Source organism: Sphingobacterium sp. UBA5996 (genome assembly GCF_002429765.1).
In the GTDB taxonomy this organism is placed as follows: Bacteria; Bacteroidota; Bacteroidia; order Sphingobacteriales; family Sphingobacteriaceae; genus Sphingobacterium.
The window spans coordinates 175,239-194,439 of the sequence record NZ_DJAS01000008.1; the positions used below are offsets into that span (position 1 = coordinate 175,239).

The 19,201-nt window shown below is 36.7% G+C and carries 16 protein-coding genes; 13 read left to right on the forward strand and 3 right to left on the reverse strand.

Features of this window, described 5'->3' with window-relative positions; genetic code table 11:
* The first annotated feature begins 110 nt into the window (after positions 1-110).
* From B3E00_RS05960 to B3E00_RS06000, 9 genes are all read left to right on the forward strand, one after another.
* The gene (locus tag B3E00_RS05960; protein ID WP_293937657.1) at positions 111-1,997 is read left to right on the forward strand and encodes an alpha/beta hydrolase family protein; all 1,887 of its coding nucleotides are present in this window, start codon (positions 111-113) and stop codon (positions 1,995-1,997) included.
* A gap of 12 nt (positions 1,998-2,009) precedes the next feature.
* Positions 2,010-3,668, forward strand: coding sequence for a sensor histidine kinase (locus B3E00_RS05965; RefSeq protein ID WP_209579069.1), 1,659 nt, complete (start codon positions 2,010-2,012; stop codon positions 3,666-3,668).
* A 102-nt stretch (positions 3,669-3,770) separates the two neighbouring features.
* Positions 3,771-4,469: a response regulator transcription factor gene (locus tag B3E00_RS05970; protein ID WP_046674214.1), complete on the forward strand. Its 699-nt coding sequence runs from the start codon at positions 3,771-3,773 to the stop codon at positions 4,467-4,469.
* Positions 4,470-4,613: 144 nt separating this feature from the next.
* Positions 4,614-5,087, forward strand: a complete 474-nt coding sequence (gene greA, locus B3E00_RS05975) for a transcription elongation factor GreA (protein WP_209579070.1) — start codon at positions 4,614-4,616, stop codon at positions 5,085-5,087.
* Between the two features lie 240 nt (positions 5,088-5,327).
* Positions 5,328-5,744, forward strand: a complete 417-nt coding sequence (locus B3E00_RS05980; RefSeq protein ID WP_209579071.1) for an HIT family protein — start codon at positions 5,328-5,330, stop codon at positions 5,742-5,744.
* 142 nt (positions 5,745-5,886) lie between these two features.
* Entirely contained in the window at positions 5,887-6,537 is a 651-nt protein-coding gene (locus B3E00_RS05985; protein ID WP_209579072.1) for a DedA family protein, read from the forward strand.
* A gap of 7 nt (positions 6,538-6,544) precedes the next feature.
* Complete coding sequence (locus B3E00_RS05990; RefSeq protein WP_209579073.1) at positions 6,545-7,087, forward strand: inorganic diphosphatase; 543 nt, start codon at positions 6,545-6,547, stop codon at positions 7,085-7,087.
* An 8-nt stretch (positions 7,088-7,095) separates the two neighbouring features.
* On the forward strand, positions 7,096-8,409 hold the full coding sequence (locus B3E00_RS05995) for a hemolysin family protein (protein ID WP_209579074.1): 1,314 nt from the start codon (positions 7,096-7,098) through the stop codon (positions 8,407-8,409).
* Between the two features lie 17 nt (positions 8,410-8,426).
* A complete protein-coding gene (locus B3E00_RS06000; protein ID WP_209579075.1) occupies positions 8,427-9,143 on the forward strand; it encodes a 16S rRNA (uracil(1498)-N(3))-methyltransferase in 717 nt (238 codons plus the stop codon).
* Between the two features lie 85 nt (positions 9,144-9,228).
* Here the strand turns inward: B3E00_RS06000 and B3E00_RS06005 are convergent, their stop codons facing one another.
* From B3E00_RS06005 to B3E00_RS06015, 3 genes are all read right to left on the reverse strand, one after another.
* Positions 9,229-9,705 (reverse strand): hypothetical protein, encoded by a 477-nt coding sequence (locus B3E00_RS06005; protein ID WP_293882459.1) that lies wholly within the window; start codon positions 9,703-9,705, stop codon positions 9,229-9,231.
* A gap of 176 nt (positions 9,706-9,881) precedes the next feature.
* Positions 9,882-11,282 carry an ABC transporter permease gene (locus tag B3E00_RS06010; protein WP_293886627.1) on the reverse strand — a complete coding sequence of 467 codons (1,401 nt, stop codon included), beginning with the start codon at positions 11,280-11,282 and terminating at the stop codon, positions 9,882-9,884.
* Between the two features lie 46 nt (positions 11,283-11,328).
* Positions 11,329-11,970 (reverse strand): ABC transporter ATP-binding protein, encoded by a 642-nt coding sequence (locus B3E00_RS06015; protein ID WP_293886626.1) that lies wholly within the window; start codon positions 11,968-11,970, stop codon positions 11,329-11,331.
* Between the two features lie 437 nt (positions 11,971-12,407).
* Between B3E00_RS06015 and B3E00_RS06020 the strand changes: the two genes are divergently transcribed.
* From B3E00_RS06020 to B3E00_RS06035, 4 genes are all read left to right on the forward strand, one after another.
* Positions 12,408-15,200 carry a TonB-dependent receptor gene (locus B3E00_RS06020; RefSeq protein ID WP_209579079.1) on the forward strand — a complete coding sequence of 931 codons (2,793 nt, stop codon included), beginning with the start codon at positions 12,408-12,410 and terminating at the stop codon, positions 15,198-15,200.
* An 85-nt stretch (positions 15,201-15,285) separates the two neighbouring features.
* Complete coding sequence (locus B3E00_RS06025; protein WP_293937661.1) at positions 15,286-16,674, forward strand: hypothetical protein; 1,389 nt, start codon at positions 15,286-15,288, stop codon at positions 16,672-16,674.
* Between the two features lie 60 nt (positions 16,675-16,734).
* Entirely contained in the window at positions 16,735-18,600 is a 1,866-nt protein-coding gene (locus tag B3E00_RS06030) for a hypothetical protein (protein ID WP_293937663.1), read from the forward strand.
* Between the two features lie 98 nt (positions 18,601-18,698).
* Positions 18,699-19,136 (forward strand): hypothetical protein, encoded by a 438-nt coding sequence (locus tag B3E00_RS06035; RefSeq protein WP_209579081.1) that lies wholly within the window; start codon positions 18,699-18,701, stop codon positions 19,134-19,136.
* The last annotated feature ends 65 nt before the right edge of the window (positions 19,137-19,201 follow it).

Consider the following 19,201-nt stretch of genomic DNA (forward strand, 5'->3'; position numbering starts at 1 on the left):
TTTGAAAATTACATTTAATTGGTATATCTTGTAAAAATAAGGTTGCATTGAATGAAAATTCGTATTTAATTGCAATATTTGGAATATATGATAAGGATGCATTTGGGATTATGAGGATGAAATTTTGGATAGGTTTACTTTTTTCCACCATGATCATGTTGGGGTGTCAACACCATAATGTTGAGCCTATTCCAATAAATCAATTTTTTTCTAAGCCTGAAAAATCAAACTTTAAGATTTCTCCAAATGGTCGCTTTATAGCCTATATCGGTCTCGACAATCATTGCAAAAATATTTACTTGATAGATTTGATTCATCAGGATAGCTCGAAGCAGCTTACTTATCAAAATGATATTAATGTAAAATCTTTTGCATGGAACGATAACTCTAAAATTTCGTTTTTGACAGAGCAATCCGCACAGGACAGTTTACGTTTGTATGCGGTCGATATCAATACAGAGAAGATTTGGCCATTGATCAAGCCGATTCGTGGTCGGTTTCGATGGATTCATGCCATGACTACCGGGGGCAATAGTTTTATAGGGGCGATGAATGATCGAGATTCTTCATTTTTTGATCTTTATCGGATTTATTTAGACGGAAGACCCCGGGAGTTGATTTTGCAAAATCCAGGAAATATGAGTTCTTGGGTGGTATCTAATGATGGTCAGGTACGAATGGCTGTAGCCAACGATTCTGTTCAACAGTCGCTACTGTACCGAAGCTCCGATAACGAACCATTTAAGGAGATTATACGCTGTGATGTTGAAAGTAGTTTTACACCATTGGGTTATAAGGATAATTCGAATGCTATCATCTATGCGTTATCGAATGTCGACCGCGATAAACTGGCTTTGATAAGCTATGATTTGGCAAATCACAAAGAATTAGGTGAACTTTTTAGCCACAAGGATGTTGACGTGAGCTCTGGGGGATATTTTACTGAACAGAATAAGCTGTTGTTTGTAAATTATACCACTTCGAGACAGCACAGACATTTCTTCGATGAGACTACCAAACAAAAGTACGATCAATTAGCGAAGCAGATTGATGGCTTTGAATATCAGGTATTGAGTACTGACAGTTCAGGCAATAAGATTATCATTAAAACCTACACCGATGTCAACCCTGGAGGGATTTACTTTTATGATTTTTCGACACAAAAGTTGACAAAGTTAGCGGATAATAATTCTGATTTAAAAGATAAGGAGCTCTCTCCAAATGAATATATCACTTATACTGCGAGGGACGGTATTCAGATTTCGGGTTATTTAACTTATCCTATACATTCCAATCGCAAAAACCTGCCTATGGTTGTCCTTCCTCATGATGGGCCTAACGGACGTGAAGTTTGGGGCTTCGATAATGAGGCACAGTTTTTAGCGAATAGGGGCTATTTGGTTTTTCAAATGAACTATAGGGGATCCACAGGTTTCGGTAAGAAGTTTTGGACTGCTGGATTTAAAGAATGGGGGGGGAAGATTCAGGATGATATTACCGATGGGGTGAAATGGTTAATTAAGGAGGGGATTGCTGATCGCGAACGTGTCGCTATCGTAGGGAAAGGTTTTGGAGGTTATTCGGCGTTGCATGCCGCTTGCTTTAATTCTGATTTATATAAATGCGCCGTGTCTTATTCGGGTTATACCAATCTATTTACGTACTTCAGAGATATACCGCCCTATTTTAAATCTTATGTACAGAAAATGTATCAAATCGTTGGAAATCCGATCCGGGAGGCTGAATTATTCAAAAATATATCACCCGTCTTTCATTCAGACAAAGTAAAGATACCGGTACTATTGGTACAAGGAGGAAAGGACAGGTTTAGTTCGGTGACAGATGCAAATCAATTTGTACAGAAATTAAAGAATAATAACATTCCAGTGCAATACATCCTGAAAGAGGATGAAGATAGAACTTTTAAGCGCGATGAGAATGTCTTTGGTTATTATAATGAGTTGGAGCGATTTTTGGCGAAAAATCTTGTGGACTAAAGGCTGGCGATTATGAAAGCAGAGAAATATAGCTATCGAAAGAACTACGGATTACTGTTGATGTTTTTCATCGTAATCAGTGGCTTGTATATATTTGCCTTATTTCTTTCTCGTAGCTATACAGAATCGCATATCAAAAACGAATTTACGAATAGAAAATCGGAGATATTTGATCAGACTTTGGTTCCTTTCAATGATTTTTTTCAAAATAGAATTCCTGAAGTTTCTTTTTATCAAGGTTTTTTGGACTCTGTTCAGGCGGGTAAATATGCTTACAGCATATTAAGTTCTTATCCGTTTGTCAGAGAGATTGGTTTTTTTGATTTACAATTCAATAATGATCATAATTTAAATTATGGCTTTATCGTTAATAACCTCAGAATTCAACCGAAAACGATTACTTTTTTTACTGTTTCCAGATCTGGGCTGCATAAAAATACCATACGAGATCGCGGTCAAATGGGGTTACATTCTGAAGAGATCAATAATATCGGCGTAAAGTTGGCAACGTATATTGATAAATTGCAACCGAATGCCAAACTTTCTGATAAAGATATCTTAAAGGTTTTTTATACCATAAGACCTGGTCAGATTACCTATCTCAATATTCCGAGGGTCAACGATTTAATTGTCTATAAGTCAATTATGGAAGGTAATTTGGATCATACCGTTGGCTACGAACAGGATATGTTTAATTTTCAGATCGATCCAATGTTCCTGGAGGTGAAAAATAGCTATTCTAATCTTTATGAGAAAGTGGAGATTGTTCCTTTGGTAGGTGCACCTATCACACCTGAAAATGACGAGATTTCAACAGAGATGCCTTTACCTGGAGCACTGGCCGACTATAAGCTCCTTTTTAGATCGAGCAAGAACTTTCTTTCCAAAGAAATAAATCGTAGTTTTTGGCCTGTTTTAGGTGGCGTATCGTTGATTTACATCATTTTAATTGCTATACTATATTTAATTTATAGAAATTTAGAAATTAACGGAAGACTTTTTAAATTGCAATACGATTTCATCAATAATCTTACCCACGAGTTTAAGACACCAGTGAGTGTGATTAAGATTGCTGGAAATAACATTAAGAGTGCGCAGGTGCTCTCTGATGAAGAACGTAAAATGTATGGAAATATACTGGATCAGGAGGCAGATCGTTTAAATAACTTGATGAATAAGCTATTATCTTTTAGCCAGATCGAAAATAAAACGATAAAATTAAATAAAGAAGAGGTTGACTTGAAGATGTTTACGGAAAATCTAGTAGCTTCGTCAAGAATAAAATATCCAGATTTCAAGATTAGCACAAAAATTGATGTAAGGACATCAATGCTTGCTGATCCGGTGTTATTAAGTAGTGTGTTTCAAAATATGATTGATAATGCCTATAAATATTCTAAAGCGGGGCATAAAATATTGGATATTGCGATACAACAAAATAAGAAGAATTTTGTTATCACTTTTAAGGATGAAGGAATAGGAATAGAGAAGGCGGAGTTTAACAACATCTTCAAAAAGTTTTATAGAATAAAAAGTCAATATAATCAGCAAGGAAGTATTGGTTTGGGATTGGCTTTCTGTAAAGAGATTACTGAATTTATAGGCGGTGATATTACAGTAAAAAGCCAATTGGGACAGGGAACCACCTTTACCTTGGTATTTCCGGTTTAAAAAATAAATTTAAATATGAAATATCCATGTTTAGAAAGCATGAAAACTTATCGTTATAAACTGGATATTACATAAGACATTTAAAAGACAAATTATTTACTTATGAATAAAGACATCACTGTTGCTGTTATTGAAGATGATGAGAACTTACGGTTCTTGGTAAAACATCGATTGGAATCCGAAGGCTATCAGGTCATTCAAAGCGGAAATGGGAATGAAGCTGAAAGTTTGATTTTGGAAAAAAGGCCCGATGTTGTTTTGCTGGACTGGATGCTTCCAGGAAAAGAAGGCAACGAGATCTGTGAAGATGTGCGCAAAGCGGGGTTTGAGAATATTATCATCATGATGACAGCTAAATCTCAAGATGTGGACAAAATTGAAGCTTACAGTTTTGGCGTGACTGATTACATTAGTAAGCCTTTCAATATGGATGTGCTTATTGCGATGATCGATAACAAGGTGAAATTTTTCTTACCGAAAAACAGTCCCGAAGTGTACAAGTTTGGTCAGACGGAACATCATCCGAATATTCATTCCTTGATACGTGACGGAAGGAAAGTTGAATTGACCATTTTGGAAAACCGCATTTTACTTCATTTCCTACAGAATTTAGGGCGGGAGATTACACGTGAAGAATTAATGGAGGTTGTGTGGGGGTATAGCTCAAATGTCAACACGCGTACTTTAGATATGCATGTGGTTCGTTTACGGAAAAAGATCGAGACAAATCCGGACAAGCCACATTATCTACAGACTGTGCGTGGACTCGGCTATAAATTTGTTGACGAGGAGGAGATTTGATTATAATTAGCGGGTAAGAGTTTGTTTTGTTAAAAACAATTATTATCTTCGTATAGATTCGAAACAAGACCATGTTTCCCGAAGAGGGAAATATGGTCTTGTTTCTTTTTTAAAAAGTATAAAATAAGAAAAAAAAATAAAATTATGGCAGAAGTAACTTATTTTACGGAAGAAGGATTGCGTAAGCTTAAAGAGGAATTGGCTTATCTGAAGACGGAAGGAAGATCAAAAATTGCCAATGCTATTGCAGAGGCAAGAGACAAGGGGGATTTGTCTGAAAATGCAGAGTATGATGCGGCCAAAGAGGCTCAGGGGCTTCATGAGGCTAAAATTGCCAATTTAGAGAATACATTGGCTACGGCACGTTTAATTGATGAGTCCAAATTGGATACATCTAAAGTTTTGGCCTTATCGATTGTTAAGATAAAGAACAAAAAGAATGGTGCTGAAATGACTTATCAATTGGTCGCAGAGTCAGAGGCAGATCTGAAGTCAGGTAAGATTTCTGTTAAATCTCCTATTGCCCAAGGTTTGTTGGGTAAATCTAAAGGCGATACAGCTGTTATAGAAGTACCAGCGGGTAAAATTGAATTCGAAATCGTAGATATTTCAAGGTAATATATGTCGGTTATGTGCGGTATGCCATAACCGCACATCTACAAATTAACTTTATATTAAGAAGGTCGTGATGTAGCAATCGCGACCTTTTTTGTTTATATTTGTTGAACAGTGGAATTACAGGGTGTGAAAAAGCGGTAGTTAGATTTCTTTAATCGCCGACATACCAAGGGCTTAGTAGATTAAGTCTGTTGTTTGCTGATTGTTTTTTAAAAAGATTTATTCCAAGATTAGAATAATATGTCGACAATTTTTTCAAAAATCGTTTCCGGAGAGATCCCAGCTTACAAAGTTGCTGAGAGTAATGATTTTCTAGCTTTTTTGGATATCAGCCCATTAGCTAAAGGGCATGTATTAGTGATACCCAAGAAAGAGACAGATTACATTTTTGATATCGAAGATGACGAATACATGGCGCTTTGGGTCTTTGCTAAGATTGTTGCTCAAGGTATTAAAAAAGTAATTCCATGTGTAAAAGTTGGTGTAGCTGTCGTGGGTTTAGAGGTAGCTCATGCACACATACATTTGGTTCCTATTAATAAAATTAGTGATTTAAACTTTGCTGGACCTAAATTGAGCTTAACTGAGGACGAACTCCATCAGATTGCGACCACTATCCGCGAGTCTATCGTGAGTATAACTGCTCAAAATCAATAATTAGAAAGATTATATTACACTTGATTTACGTTGGTTTTTTAGAAGAATGCTATATTTGTACTTTGTTGTTTCAAAATTGTGCAGAAATAAGCGTGGGATTTGTTCTAAATAATGAACGCAACATTGATTTTTACTAAAGGTTATGCATGAACTTTTGTTGTCATTTCAACAATTATTGAACCCAGAGGAGCTATTGAGTTCAGGAGGGTTTTATTTAGTTATCCTCATTGTATTTGCTGAGACTGGTCTATTTTTTGGATTTTTTCTACCTGGTGATTATTTATTATTTCTTGCTGGATTATTCTGCGCGCTGAATAAAATTGACGTGAATATATTCACGCTTTGTTTGGGCTTGTTTACCGCTGGGGTATTAGGTAATTTTACAGGATATTGGTTTGGCTATCGAGCGGGACCGATGTTATTTAAGCGAAAGGATAGTTTCATCTTTAAGCGCAAATATGTGGTCATGGCTGAGGAATTTTACCACAAATATGGTGGAACCGCTTTAATTATAGGAAGATTTGTTCCAATAGTTCGTACTTTTGCGCCTATCTTTGCCGGTGTCGTAAAATTAGATTTTAAAAAATTTGTGCTATATAATGTTTCAGGGGCTGCCATCTGGGTGGTAGTTTTGACGCTTTCAGGTTATTTCCTAGGTATCGAATTCCCTGGTATTATTCATTATGTAGAATATGTGATAGTTGGTATGATTGTCATTGCATTTTTGCCAATTGCCATAACGTTATTGAAAAAACGTATTAAGGATAAAAGAAACAAACAAAATATACAGTAAATAAAAAATGAGTAAACAAAATCCTTGGCACATGGTTTCTCCAGGTGAGAATGTGCCAAATGCCGTAAATGCTATCATTGAGATTACAAACGGATCCAAAGGAAAGTATGAATTAGACAAAGAAACTGGTTTGTTGCTTTTGGACAGAGTGATGAGTTCTTCTGTCGTTTATCCTGCCAATTATGGTTTTATCCCACAAACTTATTGCGATGACAAAGATCCGTTGGATATTTTGGTCATCTGTTCGGTGGATATTTTACCATTGACATTAGTTGAGGCACAGGTTATTGGCGTAATGAATATGGTAGATGGTGGAGAGCAAGATGATAAAATTATTGCGGTAGCTAAAAATGATCCTATTTTTAATTACATTAAAGATATTGATCAGTTGCCTCCGCATACAATGAAAGAAATTGTACAATTCTTTGAGAGTTATAAAGCGCTTGAAAAGAAGCATGTCGTTGTTGAGGGTGTGAAGGGACGTGATGAAGCGCAAAGAATCTTGATTGAGGCTATCGAATTGTACAAAACAGAATTTGTTAACAAATAACCCCCAGCATGGCGCTCGATTTATTTTGGACATTGTTTTTAGTACTTGCAAACGGCTTTTTTGTCGCCGCAGAGTTTGCTATTGTCAAGGTCCGAGTCTCCCAAATTGAAGTTCAGGCAAAAACAGGTAGCAAAGTTGCTACCATAGCCAAGAGTATAACGGAACATTTGGATGGTTATTTGGCTGCTACACAATTGGGTATTACACTCTCGTCATTAGCTTTAGGCTGGGTTGGCGAGGCTGTAATGACCCAAATTGTGCAGGGTGCACTGGGTTTTTTCGGTGTTGAATTGACTGGGTCGATTGCTACCAATGCAGGACATGTGTTGGCTTTTTCGATTATTACTGTGTTACACATTGTATTTGGAGAGCTTGCTCCTAAATCGATAGCGATTCAAAAACCTGTTGCAACAACGATGAAAATTGCGGTTCCGCTGCAATTTTTCTACTTTATCTTTCGACCAATTATTTGGGTTTTAAACGGTTTTGCTAATTTCCTGTTAAAGATTTTGGGATTTGAAGTTACCAAAGGAGAATCTGCCCACTCGTCGGAAGAATTACAGTATCTTTTAGATAAAGGTAAAGAATCGGGTGCTTTGGATATTTCCGAGCACGAATTGATTAAAAACGTATTCGATTTTAACGAACGTATCGTTAAGAATATTATGGTACCGCGTACTAGAATTGTGGCGGTGGAAGTGACCGCTGATGCTTCTGAATTGATTGAAACGATGACGGAAGAAGGGTACTCCCGTCTTCCAATCTATGATGATAATATTGACCAAATCGTGGGTATTGTTCATACAAAAGATATTCTACCGCTTTTAGCGAAAGGAAAAGAGGTTGTCATGAAAAATATTATGCGCAAACCCTATTTTATTCCTGAAACGAAGAAGATCAATGATTTGATGGCTGAATTTCAGCTGAAGCGGATTCAGTTGGCGATCGTATTGGATGAATTTGGTGGAACGGCAGGTATGGTTACATTGGAAGATATCGTAGAGGAGTTGGTGGGTGAAATCCAGGATGAATACGATGAAGAAACTCCGGTTGTGGAGCGTATTTCCGAAACAGAGTATATGGTGGATGCTGGAGCCAGTATTCATGATGTGAATGAGTTTCTTCCAATAGAGTTACCTGAGAGTCAGGATTACGATACGATGTCTGGTCTTGTGAGTGAAATCTTCGATAAGATACCGGAAGTCGGCGAGCGGAAAGAAGAGTATGGTTACATATTCACCATCATTCGAAAAGCGCAGCAGAATATCGAATTTGTCAAATTGGAATTGGTCGAGTCTGCTGAAGATGATACCGAAGAATAAATAGTAGCGAGTAGCACATGCAGTTATTTTTTACACCGGATTTAAATCCTTCATCAGAAAATTTTATCCTTAGTGAGGAAGAAAGTAAGCACGCTATTCGTGTGCTTCGTATGGATTCCGGAGATCGTTTACATCTTATAGATGGTCGCGGAGGTTTGTACGAAGCTCAAATTATTGACCCACATCCTAAACGCACAGTTCTTGCTATTTTAAATGTGGAGGAGGACTTTCAACATCCTCGCTACCATTTACATATTGCGGTGGGGCCAACAAAGAATATCGATCGTATCGAATGGTTTTTAGAGAAGGCAACGGAGGTAGGGATTCAGGAAATCACGCCCCTTATTTGCGAGCATTCTGAGCGAAAAGAGGTTAAATTAGATCGCTTAAACAAGGTGGTTGTTGCAGCGATGAAACAATCGTTGAAAGCTTATCTACCCAAACTTAATGCTGCTGTTTCGTTTAAACAGTTTTTGAAAAATATTCCAACTGAAGGCGTACAAAAAGCAATTGCACATTGTGTGGATGCGGAAAAGAAGTATTTAAACCAAATTTTTGAGCCAGCCAAACATTATATTATCCTTATCGGTCCAGAAGGTGATTTTTCGGACGAGGAAATAAAGCTGGCGATACAGATGGGTTTTCATCCAATCTCGCTAGGAGAGTCGCGTTTGAGGACCGAAACCGCTGCTTTAGCGGCCTGTATGGAAGTTTCCTTACTGAATAGACAGTAAAAATAATAGGGGATCCTGATCCATTAAATGGACTTTGATAGCTTTGTAAAGTCCATTTTTTAATTGTGTAGTAGTAAGCGTTAGTTTACTTTATCGGTTCAGCATCTACAATCTGAATTTCAGCATTTCCTTTCAGCGGATCCTTGGTAAAGATCATCTTTCCTTTTAATTTAATCGGATCTTCTGAGAACTTAATTGCACTACCCTTTAGGGTTACTTCGACCATAGGAGGGATACCATTAGAGCCACAGAATTGACATTGCATAACTGGCAATACCGACATCATAAAGTTTTTATGATTACGGCCACTATGAAGCGGAACCATGTAACCGGGCAGTTCTACTATTTTATTTTCAAGTGCTTTAAGTTCCTTCGGATAGAAAGGAGTATACACTTTCTTTGCACCGTTGTACGTGACTTTGTAGGCCATTTTATCAATCGCTTCCCACGTTTTGTTCATCATGGGCGTATGGTCGGGAATATCCGGATTGCTGCCAATCTGTGCCTGTAACTGTATGATGCCGAAGAATATGAAGAAGAATGCAGTGATAAGTTTTTTCATCTGTTTAATTTTTTCTTGTTGGGATGAAGCTATCCGATTTGTGCTGTTTGATGAATACATCTGATAGCTTCATCGCGGTTAATATTACATATATCGTATTGCTATTTTTTTATTGCAATTCCAGGAGTTACCAGCTCTGTACCCCTATTTTTCATTTTAGTTCAATTGCCATTATTCTATTTGTTTGACAAAGTACCGGCTATACTTGTCCGATACGCTTTCACAGCAGGAATTAATGCTGCGAGCACACCAATTAGACAAGCGACAGACAAAAATACCAATTCTTTTGGATGTAGCCTAAAAGCTTCGATAAAGTCGGCACTCTGGCTCGTTTGGTTGCTGATATAGTATAAGGCCAAATGTGCCAATAAAAGTCCCACCAATCCACCAATGATTGTTATTGTCAGGCCTTCTAATAAAACAATGTTGAATAACTTTCCTTTAGAGGCTCCGAGTGTACGCATAATGGCTAGATCATATTTACGTTGTTTCAACGCATTGTAGAGATTAATAAATACACTCAGGCCCGCAATGAGCATGATCACATACGCTAGGATAGCTAGAGAATCCATTCCTACTCCTAACAGTGAAAACAAGCGAGTACTTTCCATCGCTGGAGAAGCAGCTTGCATATCCGTTTGTTGGTCGATCATTTTAGGTAATATACCGATAGCTGCGGGAGATTGATATTTAATCAAAATAGCAGTTATTTCCAGTCCATTTTGCTTCACCATATCCGCGCCAATAGATTTTACAAATATACCTTCCTCTTCGTGTTGGTCTTGCTCATCGTGATCGTGGTCGTGATGATCTTTTCCGCTGGTTCCTAAAGCTGCGTTAGAGTTTTCTTCTAAATCTTCACCATGATGGTGGAGATGGGCTTTGACGGTTTCCTCCCTGTCTTCTTCGCGTTCACGGAGTTCTTTTTGTAGTGCAGTTTCTTCGTGATCATGTGCGTGTGCGATTCCATGGACATCCCAGACACTTTCTAAGTTGGTTAATATCAGGTTATCAGTAACATTGTTATTGTGCTTTAAAATGCCGACAATAGTAAAAGGATGTTCATCATGATGATGGCCATCTTTGCTCAAGCCGTGTGAACTATGTATTTGATCACCGATTTTCAGTTGCTGTTTTTTTGCAACCTGGTCACCAATGACTACTTCAAAATTATTTTGCCAAATGCGGCCTTCACGAATAGAAGTCTCATAGATGGACAGGAAAGAGGAATCGGTTCCAACGATGCGATGCCCTTTGAAGTTATCACCTAGCGATAAGGGAACTGCTAGCTGCACAAGCGGATTTTGGCGTAATGGGTCCAGTTCGTCCAATGGAATGTTACCTGTTGGATTGTCGATGTGATAAACACTCGATAAGATCAATTGCAGCGGACTTCCTTTAGCGCCAACGACTAAATCAATATTTTTGCTGTTATTGTCAAGCTGCTTTTCAAAAGATTCTCCAGTAATTGAAAGCACGGCAAGGATTGAAATTCCAAATGCCGTTAGCAAGATGCTTAGAAAGACCGAGCCAAACTGTCTACTTAAATTTTTCCAAACCAATTGTATCGTGTTCATAGCAAATTTTAATATCTAAAGGGTGACGCGTAAATAAAGTAAAAAATTATTTTAAAAGGTACATTTTGGAGAATTGATCTTTTATTCTCTTGTCGTGCGTAGTTATCAGTAGGGTCGATCCAGCAGTTTCAGCTATCGATAATAGGAGTTCTAATACCCTATGGGTATTGTTGTCATCCAATGCAGCTGTCGGTTCATCCGCAATCAATAGGGCTGGCTTATTGATAATGCTCCGCGCTATAGCGGCACGTTGCAGCTGTCCACGACTCAATTCGTTTGGGTAGGCATTACTTTTTTGATCTAATTGCAGCTGTTTTAGGATGAGTTCAATAGCGCTTATATCCACTTTTTTTCCGGCTAAAGACTGCGCCAATTTGATATTTTCAACTAACGTTAAATTTTTTAGGAGGTGGGCCTCTTGAAATATGAAACCAATATATTGAGACCTGAACTGATCCAGTTTGCTGTTGGATAACAACGATAAATTTTGACTATATATGTTGACCTGACCTGTTTCTGGTCGTGACAAACCACCTAATATATTTAATAGTGTTGTTTTTCCAGAACCTGAATCGCCTAACAATAGTGTATGTTGACCTTTTTCGATGTAAATATCTGGAAATTCAATTGGTGCTGAATTTGGATACTGGAATGATAACTGTGTAGTCGATACGATTGGAGTGTTCATGGGAATCAGATATTGAAATATATTCAAACTTAGATAAATTGCTTTTTATATGCAATNNTATTGCATATAAAAAGCAATTCGTATTAGCGGGCTTAGTATTTTCGATGGAAAGGCTACTGATCTATTGGTTATCCTATTGTATCATCGATCTTTAGGTGAACTCGCTAGGGGCTGTACAACGATGTCAAGGATAAAAAGAACCAATTGTGTTAATAAATGTAGTGCTTAATAATTTACTTACACTTCATTAATATCATTTCCTTATAACAGGCTCAAATATGACGCTAATTCGCTATAAAAGCTCTTTTTTACTGAAAATCGAAAAATAACAACGATAGGTAACATTAAATTAACAGCGGATTGATGTAATGGTAATTTGTTGTTAATGTTAACCTAATATTCTGCTAATAGATTTGCAGAAACAAAAAACAAATAAATTGGAACCACAATTACAACTTAAAAGAATCGCTGCTGTCGTAACGCTAGCAGTAGCTGCGTCAACAACAGTTTATGCACAGGGCAGTGGAAAGGTGGCGGGTAAAGTAACAAATGTCAAAACAGGTGAAACAATTACAGGGGTGACAGTTAAGGTGCTCGGGACGGCGAGAGTGGGAAGTTCGGATGTGACTGGTAATTATAATATTCCCGCAGTACCTGCGGGTAAGTATACATTAGAATTTAGCTATGTAGGATTTGCTACTAAGCAAATTACAGATGTAGAGATAAAAGATAAAGATGTTACGACACTAGATGTAGTACTTGATAATACTGGGGGAACAGTATTGGATCAGGTTGTCGTAACAGGAACTTTTAAAAGAGAGTCGATCAATGCTTTGTACTCCCAACAAAAGAATAGTGCTAGAATTTCCAGTGGTATTTCGACTGAACAAATTAAGAGAAGCCCAGATAGAAATACTTCTGAGGCCATTAAGCGCGTAAGTGGTGCTAGTATTCAAGATAATAAATATGTTATTGTAAGAGGGTTGAGCGATCGCTATAATTCAGCTATGTTGAATAATGCGATTTTACCTAATACCGAAGTAGATAAACGTGCATTTTCATTTGATATTATTCCTTCGAATTTAATTGAATCGATCATTATCAACAAAACTGCAACACCAGATATTCCTGCTGATTTCTCTGGGGGTGTGGTTCAGGTGAATACGAAAGATTTTCCGGAGAAAAATTTCCTTGATGCATCAATTGGAACATCTTATAACACGCAATCTACATTTAAAAATTTCACTTCAGCAAAAAGAGCTGGAGGCGAAGTTTTTGGTTTTGCGAGCAGTGATCGTGAAATTCCTAAGAGTTTCCCTTCAACAAAAGATTTTCAAGCTTTACAAAATAATTCAAATGAAATTTTTGAGTATTCTAAATTATTTAAAAACAATTGGGGATATGATACGAAGAAATCAACACTCACTCCGAATTTTCAGTTAAACTACGGTTCTACTAAAAATTTCAAAGATGATTCTAAATTCGGAACTATTCTTTCCTTGACTTATCGCTATGACCAACGAAAAAGAGAAGCCGATCAAAAAGCGTATGTTGGGCAATCATTGCCGGAAGTATTCCATGATGATCAATATAGTTACAATACAAATTTAGGTGCTCTTGCAAATTTCTCATATTCTTGGAAATCAAATAAGATTTCATTTAAAAATTTATACAATAGGATCTTAGAGAATCAATTTACATTCCGAGAAGGGAAAGATGATTCTGGTAGTGAATTTTATCGTACAGGGGATTATTTATTGCAACGTTCTATTTTAACCAATCAGTTGTCTGGTGAGCATGTTCTTTTAGAGAAGAGTAAATTGAAATTAGATTGGTCATTGAATTACGGACGTACAGATAGAGATGAACCTGGTTACAAACGTATGGAATATTCTAAAGATGGTATTGCATCGATTTCAGCTACAAGTTCCTCCACAGCGGACAGGGCTGGTAATTTCAACTCTACAATGACTGAGAATTCTTACGGAGGAGCTTTAAATTTGACCTTGCCAATACGTTTGTTCTCGGAAAATGACAAATTGAAAGCAGGCTATTTCAACCAGTTACGTGACAGAAATTTTAATGCCAGGGTGATTGGATTTATTCGAAATGGAAACTTCGACGCGAGCTTACTAAAACTTCCACAAGATAAAATTTTTGATCAAGCTAATATTCGTCCAAATGGATTTATACTGAATGAAATAACTAATGGCGGTGATCATTATGATGCGAAAGCATTTTTGAATGCTGGTTATTTGATGTATGATGGAATTGTAATGGAGAAATTAAGGGTAATAGCAGGCGCTCGTCTTGAATCATACAATCTAAAGTTGAATAGTGAGGACAATGGTAATCCAGTAGGTGTTGATACAACGACAATCTCTTTATTACCATCACTGAATTTGATCTATAATTTGGATAGCAAACAGAGTTTTCGTTTTGCGGCGTCACAGACAGTAGGTAGACAAGAGTTTAGAGAGATGGCTCCCTTTCCATTTTATGACTTTAATAAGAATATGAATGTTAGAGGAAATCCTAATCTGAAACAATCGAAGACGTCAAATTTTGATTTGGGGTATGCATATTATCCGACTGCTGGAGAAGTACTATCGATAGGGGCATTTTATAAGTATTTTGAAAACCCGATCGAGCAAGCATTACAGTTAGGTAATTCGGGCCGTTCATTCAATTATACCAATTCAAAATCTGCAGATGTATTTGGTGTGGAAGCTGAGATACGTAAGAATCTGAAATTTATTGATGAGCGATTGGATAATTTTGTTATCAACGCTAACGGGTCATATATATATTCGAAAGTTATCGTTCCAACTACTGTAAACTCGACCGGTAAACGAAAATTACAAGGACAATCGCCCTATTTAATCAATGCTGGACTGTCATATACGACCAAAAATCCAAACACTACAGCTATTACACTATTATATAATAGAGTAGGACCAAGAATATGGGCAATTGGTAATGCGGAAGATCCAGATATTTACGAATATTCTAGGAATATTCTTGATTTGCAGCTGGCGCAAAAATTTGCGAACTCTAGGGCCGAAGTAAAATTAAACTACAGTGATATTTTAAACAATAAAGCCTATTTCTATCAAAAGCCAAAAGGATCAGATCCGAACGCAGCATTCAATAAAAACACAGATAATATCAATAGAGCGGAGCAATATGGATCAACTGTTTCTCTTACTCTTTCTTATAAATTTTGGTAGTATATTGTTAATTCATAAATCCTTAACATAGTGTTAATTGTATCGTTAAATTAAATTATTCTTTTTGTATAAATAAAACATGAAAATGAAAACGAATTTAAACTTAAATCTTTTAGCTGTTTTAGCAGCAGGATTGACTGCATTTGCAAGCTGTAGAAAGAGTGATCCTGCAGTAATAGATCCTCCTGTTAAACCTGGTGATTCAAATGAATCACTTGCAGATTCATTCTTTGAGAAGGTAGCCTACAAAGGAGCGTTCGGTACTACTGACTGGACATCTTTATGGGTTAATTATGAGCCAAACAAAACGGCATATTCTACTGCTACAGAAGAGCTTTCAGGTGAAATAGCTACGGACAGAACTTTAGATGCTTCAAAAACATATTTGTTGAAAGGTTTTGTATATATTAAAAGTGGTGTTACATTAACAATTCCTGCAGGAACAGTTATTAGAGGCGATAAAAATACCAAAGCAACGCTGGTTGTCACGATGGGTGGTAAAATAAATGCTGAAGGAACTGCAGCAAAGCCAATTGTATTTACTTCAAATCAACCGGCTGGTACAAGAGCTCCCGGCGATTGGGGTGGGATAATTATCTTAGGTAAAGCTCCTAACAATATCCCTGGCGGCACGGGGCTGATCGAAGGTGGCTTGACAGCTCCATACGGAAACCACGGTGGGACTGCTGCGGACGATAACTCAGGTGTTCTTAAATATGTACGTGTAGAATTTCCTGGTATCGCTTATACGACCAATAATGAAATTAACGGAGTTACGTTTGGTTCAGTTGGTTCTAAGACAACCGTTGAATATGTTCAAGTTGCCTATTCTGGTGATGATTCTTTTGAGTGGTTTGGCGGTACAGTAAATGCTAAGCACCTTGTTTCTACAGCAAATATCGATGATATCTTTGATTTCGATAATGGTTACTCAGGAAAACTTCAATTCTTAGTAGGTCTTAGAGATCCGAAATTAGCGGATCAAGCGGGGCAATCAAATGGAATTGAATCCGATAATTCAGAGAAAGTTTTTGATTCTTCTCCAAGAACGCGTCCCGTAATTTCAAATATGACTTTGATAGGTCCAGGAAATACAGAGGTTGATGCAAAGCATGAGTACGCGAACTTGTGGAGAAGAGGAAGTAAGATGATCCTTGCTAACTCAATCTTTATCAACATGCGTTATGGAATTGATATACGTGATAAAGAAACTGGTGATGCATTGACAGATAAAACATCTTTGATCAAAAATAATATCTACCAATCATTTACGGCAGAAAGGGCTGTGATAGCCGATGGTTCAATACCTTCATTTGCTACCGTTGATTTATTAAAAACGTATTTGACAACAAATAACAATACATTCTTGGATGATGCGGCTGCTAAAAATCTTTTGGTTAACCCATATAGTTTAACAGCGCCAAACTTCATCCTGAAATCAGCATCAGTAGCTGCTACTGGAGCTTCTTTCTAAAAAGCAATTTTAAACTTAAGAGCCCATTTCTCAATGGGCTTTTTTTATCAATTATAAATTATGAGAAGAAAAATATTTAAAAATAGAAGTGGTTTTGTTAACTTTCAACGACCATTGCTATTAGTAGCTTTGTTTTTATGCTTATCGTGTTCAAAAAAAGATAAGCTTGAAAATTTACAAGAAATAAAAGAAGAAACCACGGTTCGAAAAACAAAAGCTACTGCGATTACAGATCTAAATGAGCAAAATGCTAATAAAAATTGGAAATGGGATGATCCAGCTTTAACAACAGTGAAATTATATTTTAAGCCAAAGATTAATAATCAACCTAGTCCATCTATTGAACGACCATTGCCTTGGTTTATCGCTGGTAATCCTATAAATAATAGTGATAAAGATTATCGTTCCGAACTTGGTTGGGTGTTATATTTGAAAGACTTTGGAACTCCTGATAGACCAGCTCAAACACCATTTTTTGCTTTATATAATAGATACTCAGGTGTTTTAAGATTCTTTGTTTACAATTATAGAACACAAGATCTTAATGAAGGATCAAAAACTTATTATATCGGAAAACTTAGCTATACTGATCCAGATAAACATAATGGGACATTGTCGTTTTTGGCTCCCCCTGAACAATTTGTTGTTGATAAGGAAAATAAAAATACATCGTTAATAAGTATTACAAAAAAAACCGCAAGTGATATTTGGATGAATTTTGATTTTCTACTTGCTAAACCTGCAGAACTGGCTGAACTTCCTGCTGAAAGTGTGAATTTGAATTTAAATATATTCGGAGCCAATGAGACGGAGTTAAATCTTGGGTCGGATTTTTCTAATATTACAGCAAAATCTGTCATTGGTGGTGCAGGTACAACATCGGATTTTTCCAAGTTTATCAATGGCGGAGTGGAATATACTACTTCTGGTGGCGCTTTGTTGGAGTCGATAAATAAACTACAAACATTGACTGCTACAAAAGTCCAATCTAAAGCTGATTTATCAGTAAAAGCAGGAAATGGTTTAGAAACTCCTAAGGTTCGAGCTGCAATCCCCGTTGCAACTATTGCCGCAGCAGTTAGTGTAGTTAAAGGAGTATTTGGATTTGTTAAGTCTTTTGTAGGCGGATCAAAATCTGGAACCAATACGCAAAGTTCTTTACAATATAATGGCATTGTCAACACAACGGGAACTGCGATTCTATCCAATAATTTGTATAATATTCAATTTAGCCTAGATAACCGTAGCCCTATTTCTCCAAGTTATTATATTCCTCTATATGAATATCCAATTGGAATTTTGAGGGCTCTTCCTCCAATTTCGGATACATATGGAACGGGAATTTATTTTGAAGAAAACCAATACTATTGTGGCAAGCCAATGCCGATGGATGTTTTAAAACAAGCTACATATGCCATTAAGCGTACCGCCATGCAGAATATCTATAGAGATTTTACAAATGAGTATCGGGGACTGGAGCCATATATCCGACTAGATAGTATAAACTTAACTTTGATAAATCGTAAGTATTCAGGGGATGGAGTATTACCGAATTCATTTGAATATTTTCCGAAGGGGTCTACTCCTATAGAGCCAAGAAATTTTGATGTGATGAATGAATTTACATTTCCAGATAGTAGGAATTCTGGTTGGAGACAATATTATCCATTCACTCAGTTAGGACAAGAATACTTTTACGTAAAAAAATGGTATTATCCCAATTCCCAGTTTGCATTTAATATATTTAATGATCCGTATCAATTCCATAAACCTTCATTAGGAATATATATAAAATTTACAATTACTGATCCTAATTATCCAAATAATGAGTCAAGAGAAAGGGTCATTTTTAAAGTTGTGGATTTATACAGATCTACCAAACAAAATTTGAATATTAGAGGATGTCCTGTTACCGATTATAATTGACAATCTTAATAACTGAAAATCCTGCCTTGAGCAGGATTTTTTTGTAGCATATGTATGAGCTAATTCGTTGTAAAGAGAAATAAAATAAATCTTAAAATATGAAAAATGCGATCTACTTGGTTTTAATGGGTATTTTACTCCTTTTGGGCTGTAAGAAATCTGATAATACAACTGATTCAGAAACGACAGGGCTGAAAGTCGAAATAAAAGGAATTTCTGGCTGGGGTGAGTTTGTAAATATCAGTGTAGATCAAATTAATACAGCGGTAAAGTATCCTGCAGAGACTAATGGAAGTCCTCAAACGGCAAGAGATAAAAGCTATAGAACCAGTGAAGAAACTTTTAGAAAGCTGTCGTCATATGTCGAAACTTACGACTTATTGGATGCTAAAATCCAAGAGTGTGCACGTTGTGTAGACGGGATGGATTATGTAATCACAGTAAGATCTGGAAGCGTGGAAAACACCGTAACAATAGCCGTAAACCGTACGGATGGTAAATATGCTGATGTGCTTGATTTTATAAGTAAGCTTTAGAAAGCGCAAAAGCGCTGTCGAGAATCATTTATTGTTCAGCAAAATATTGATTTTAGCTAAATCAT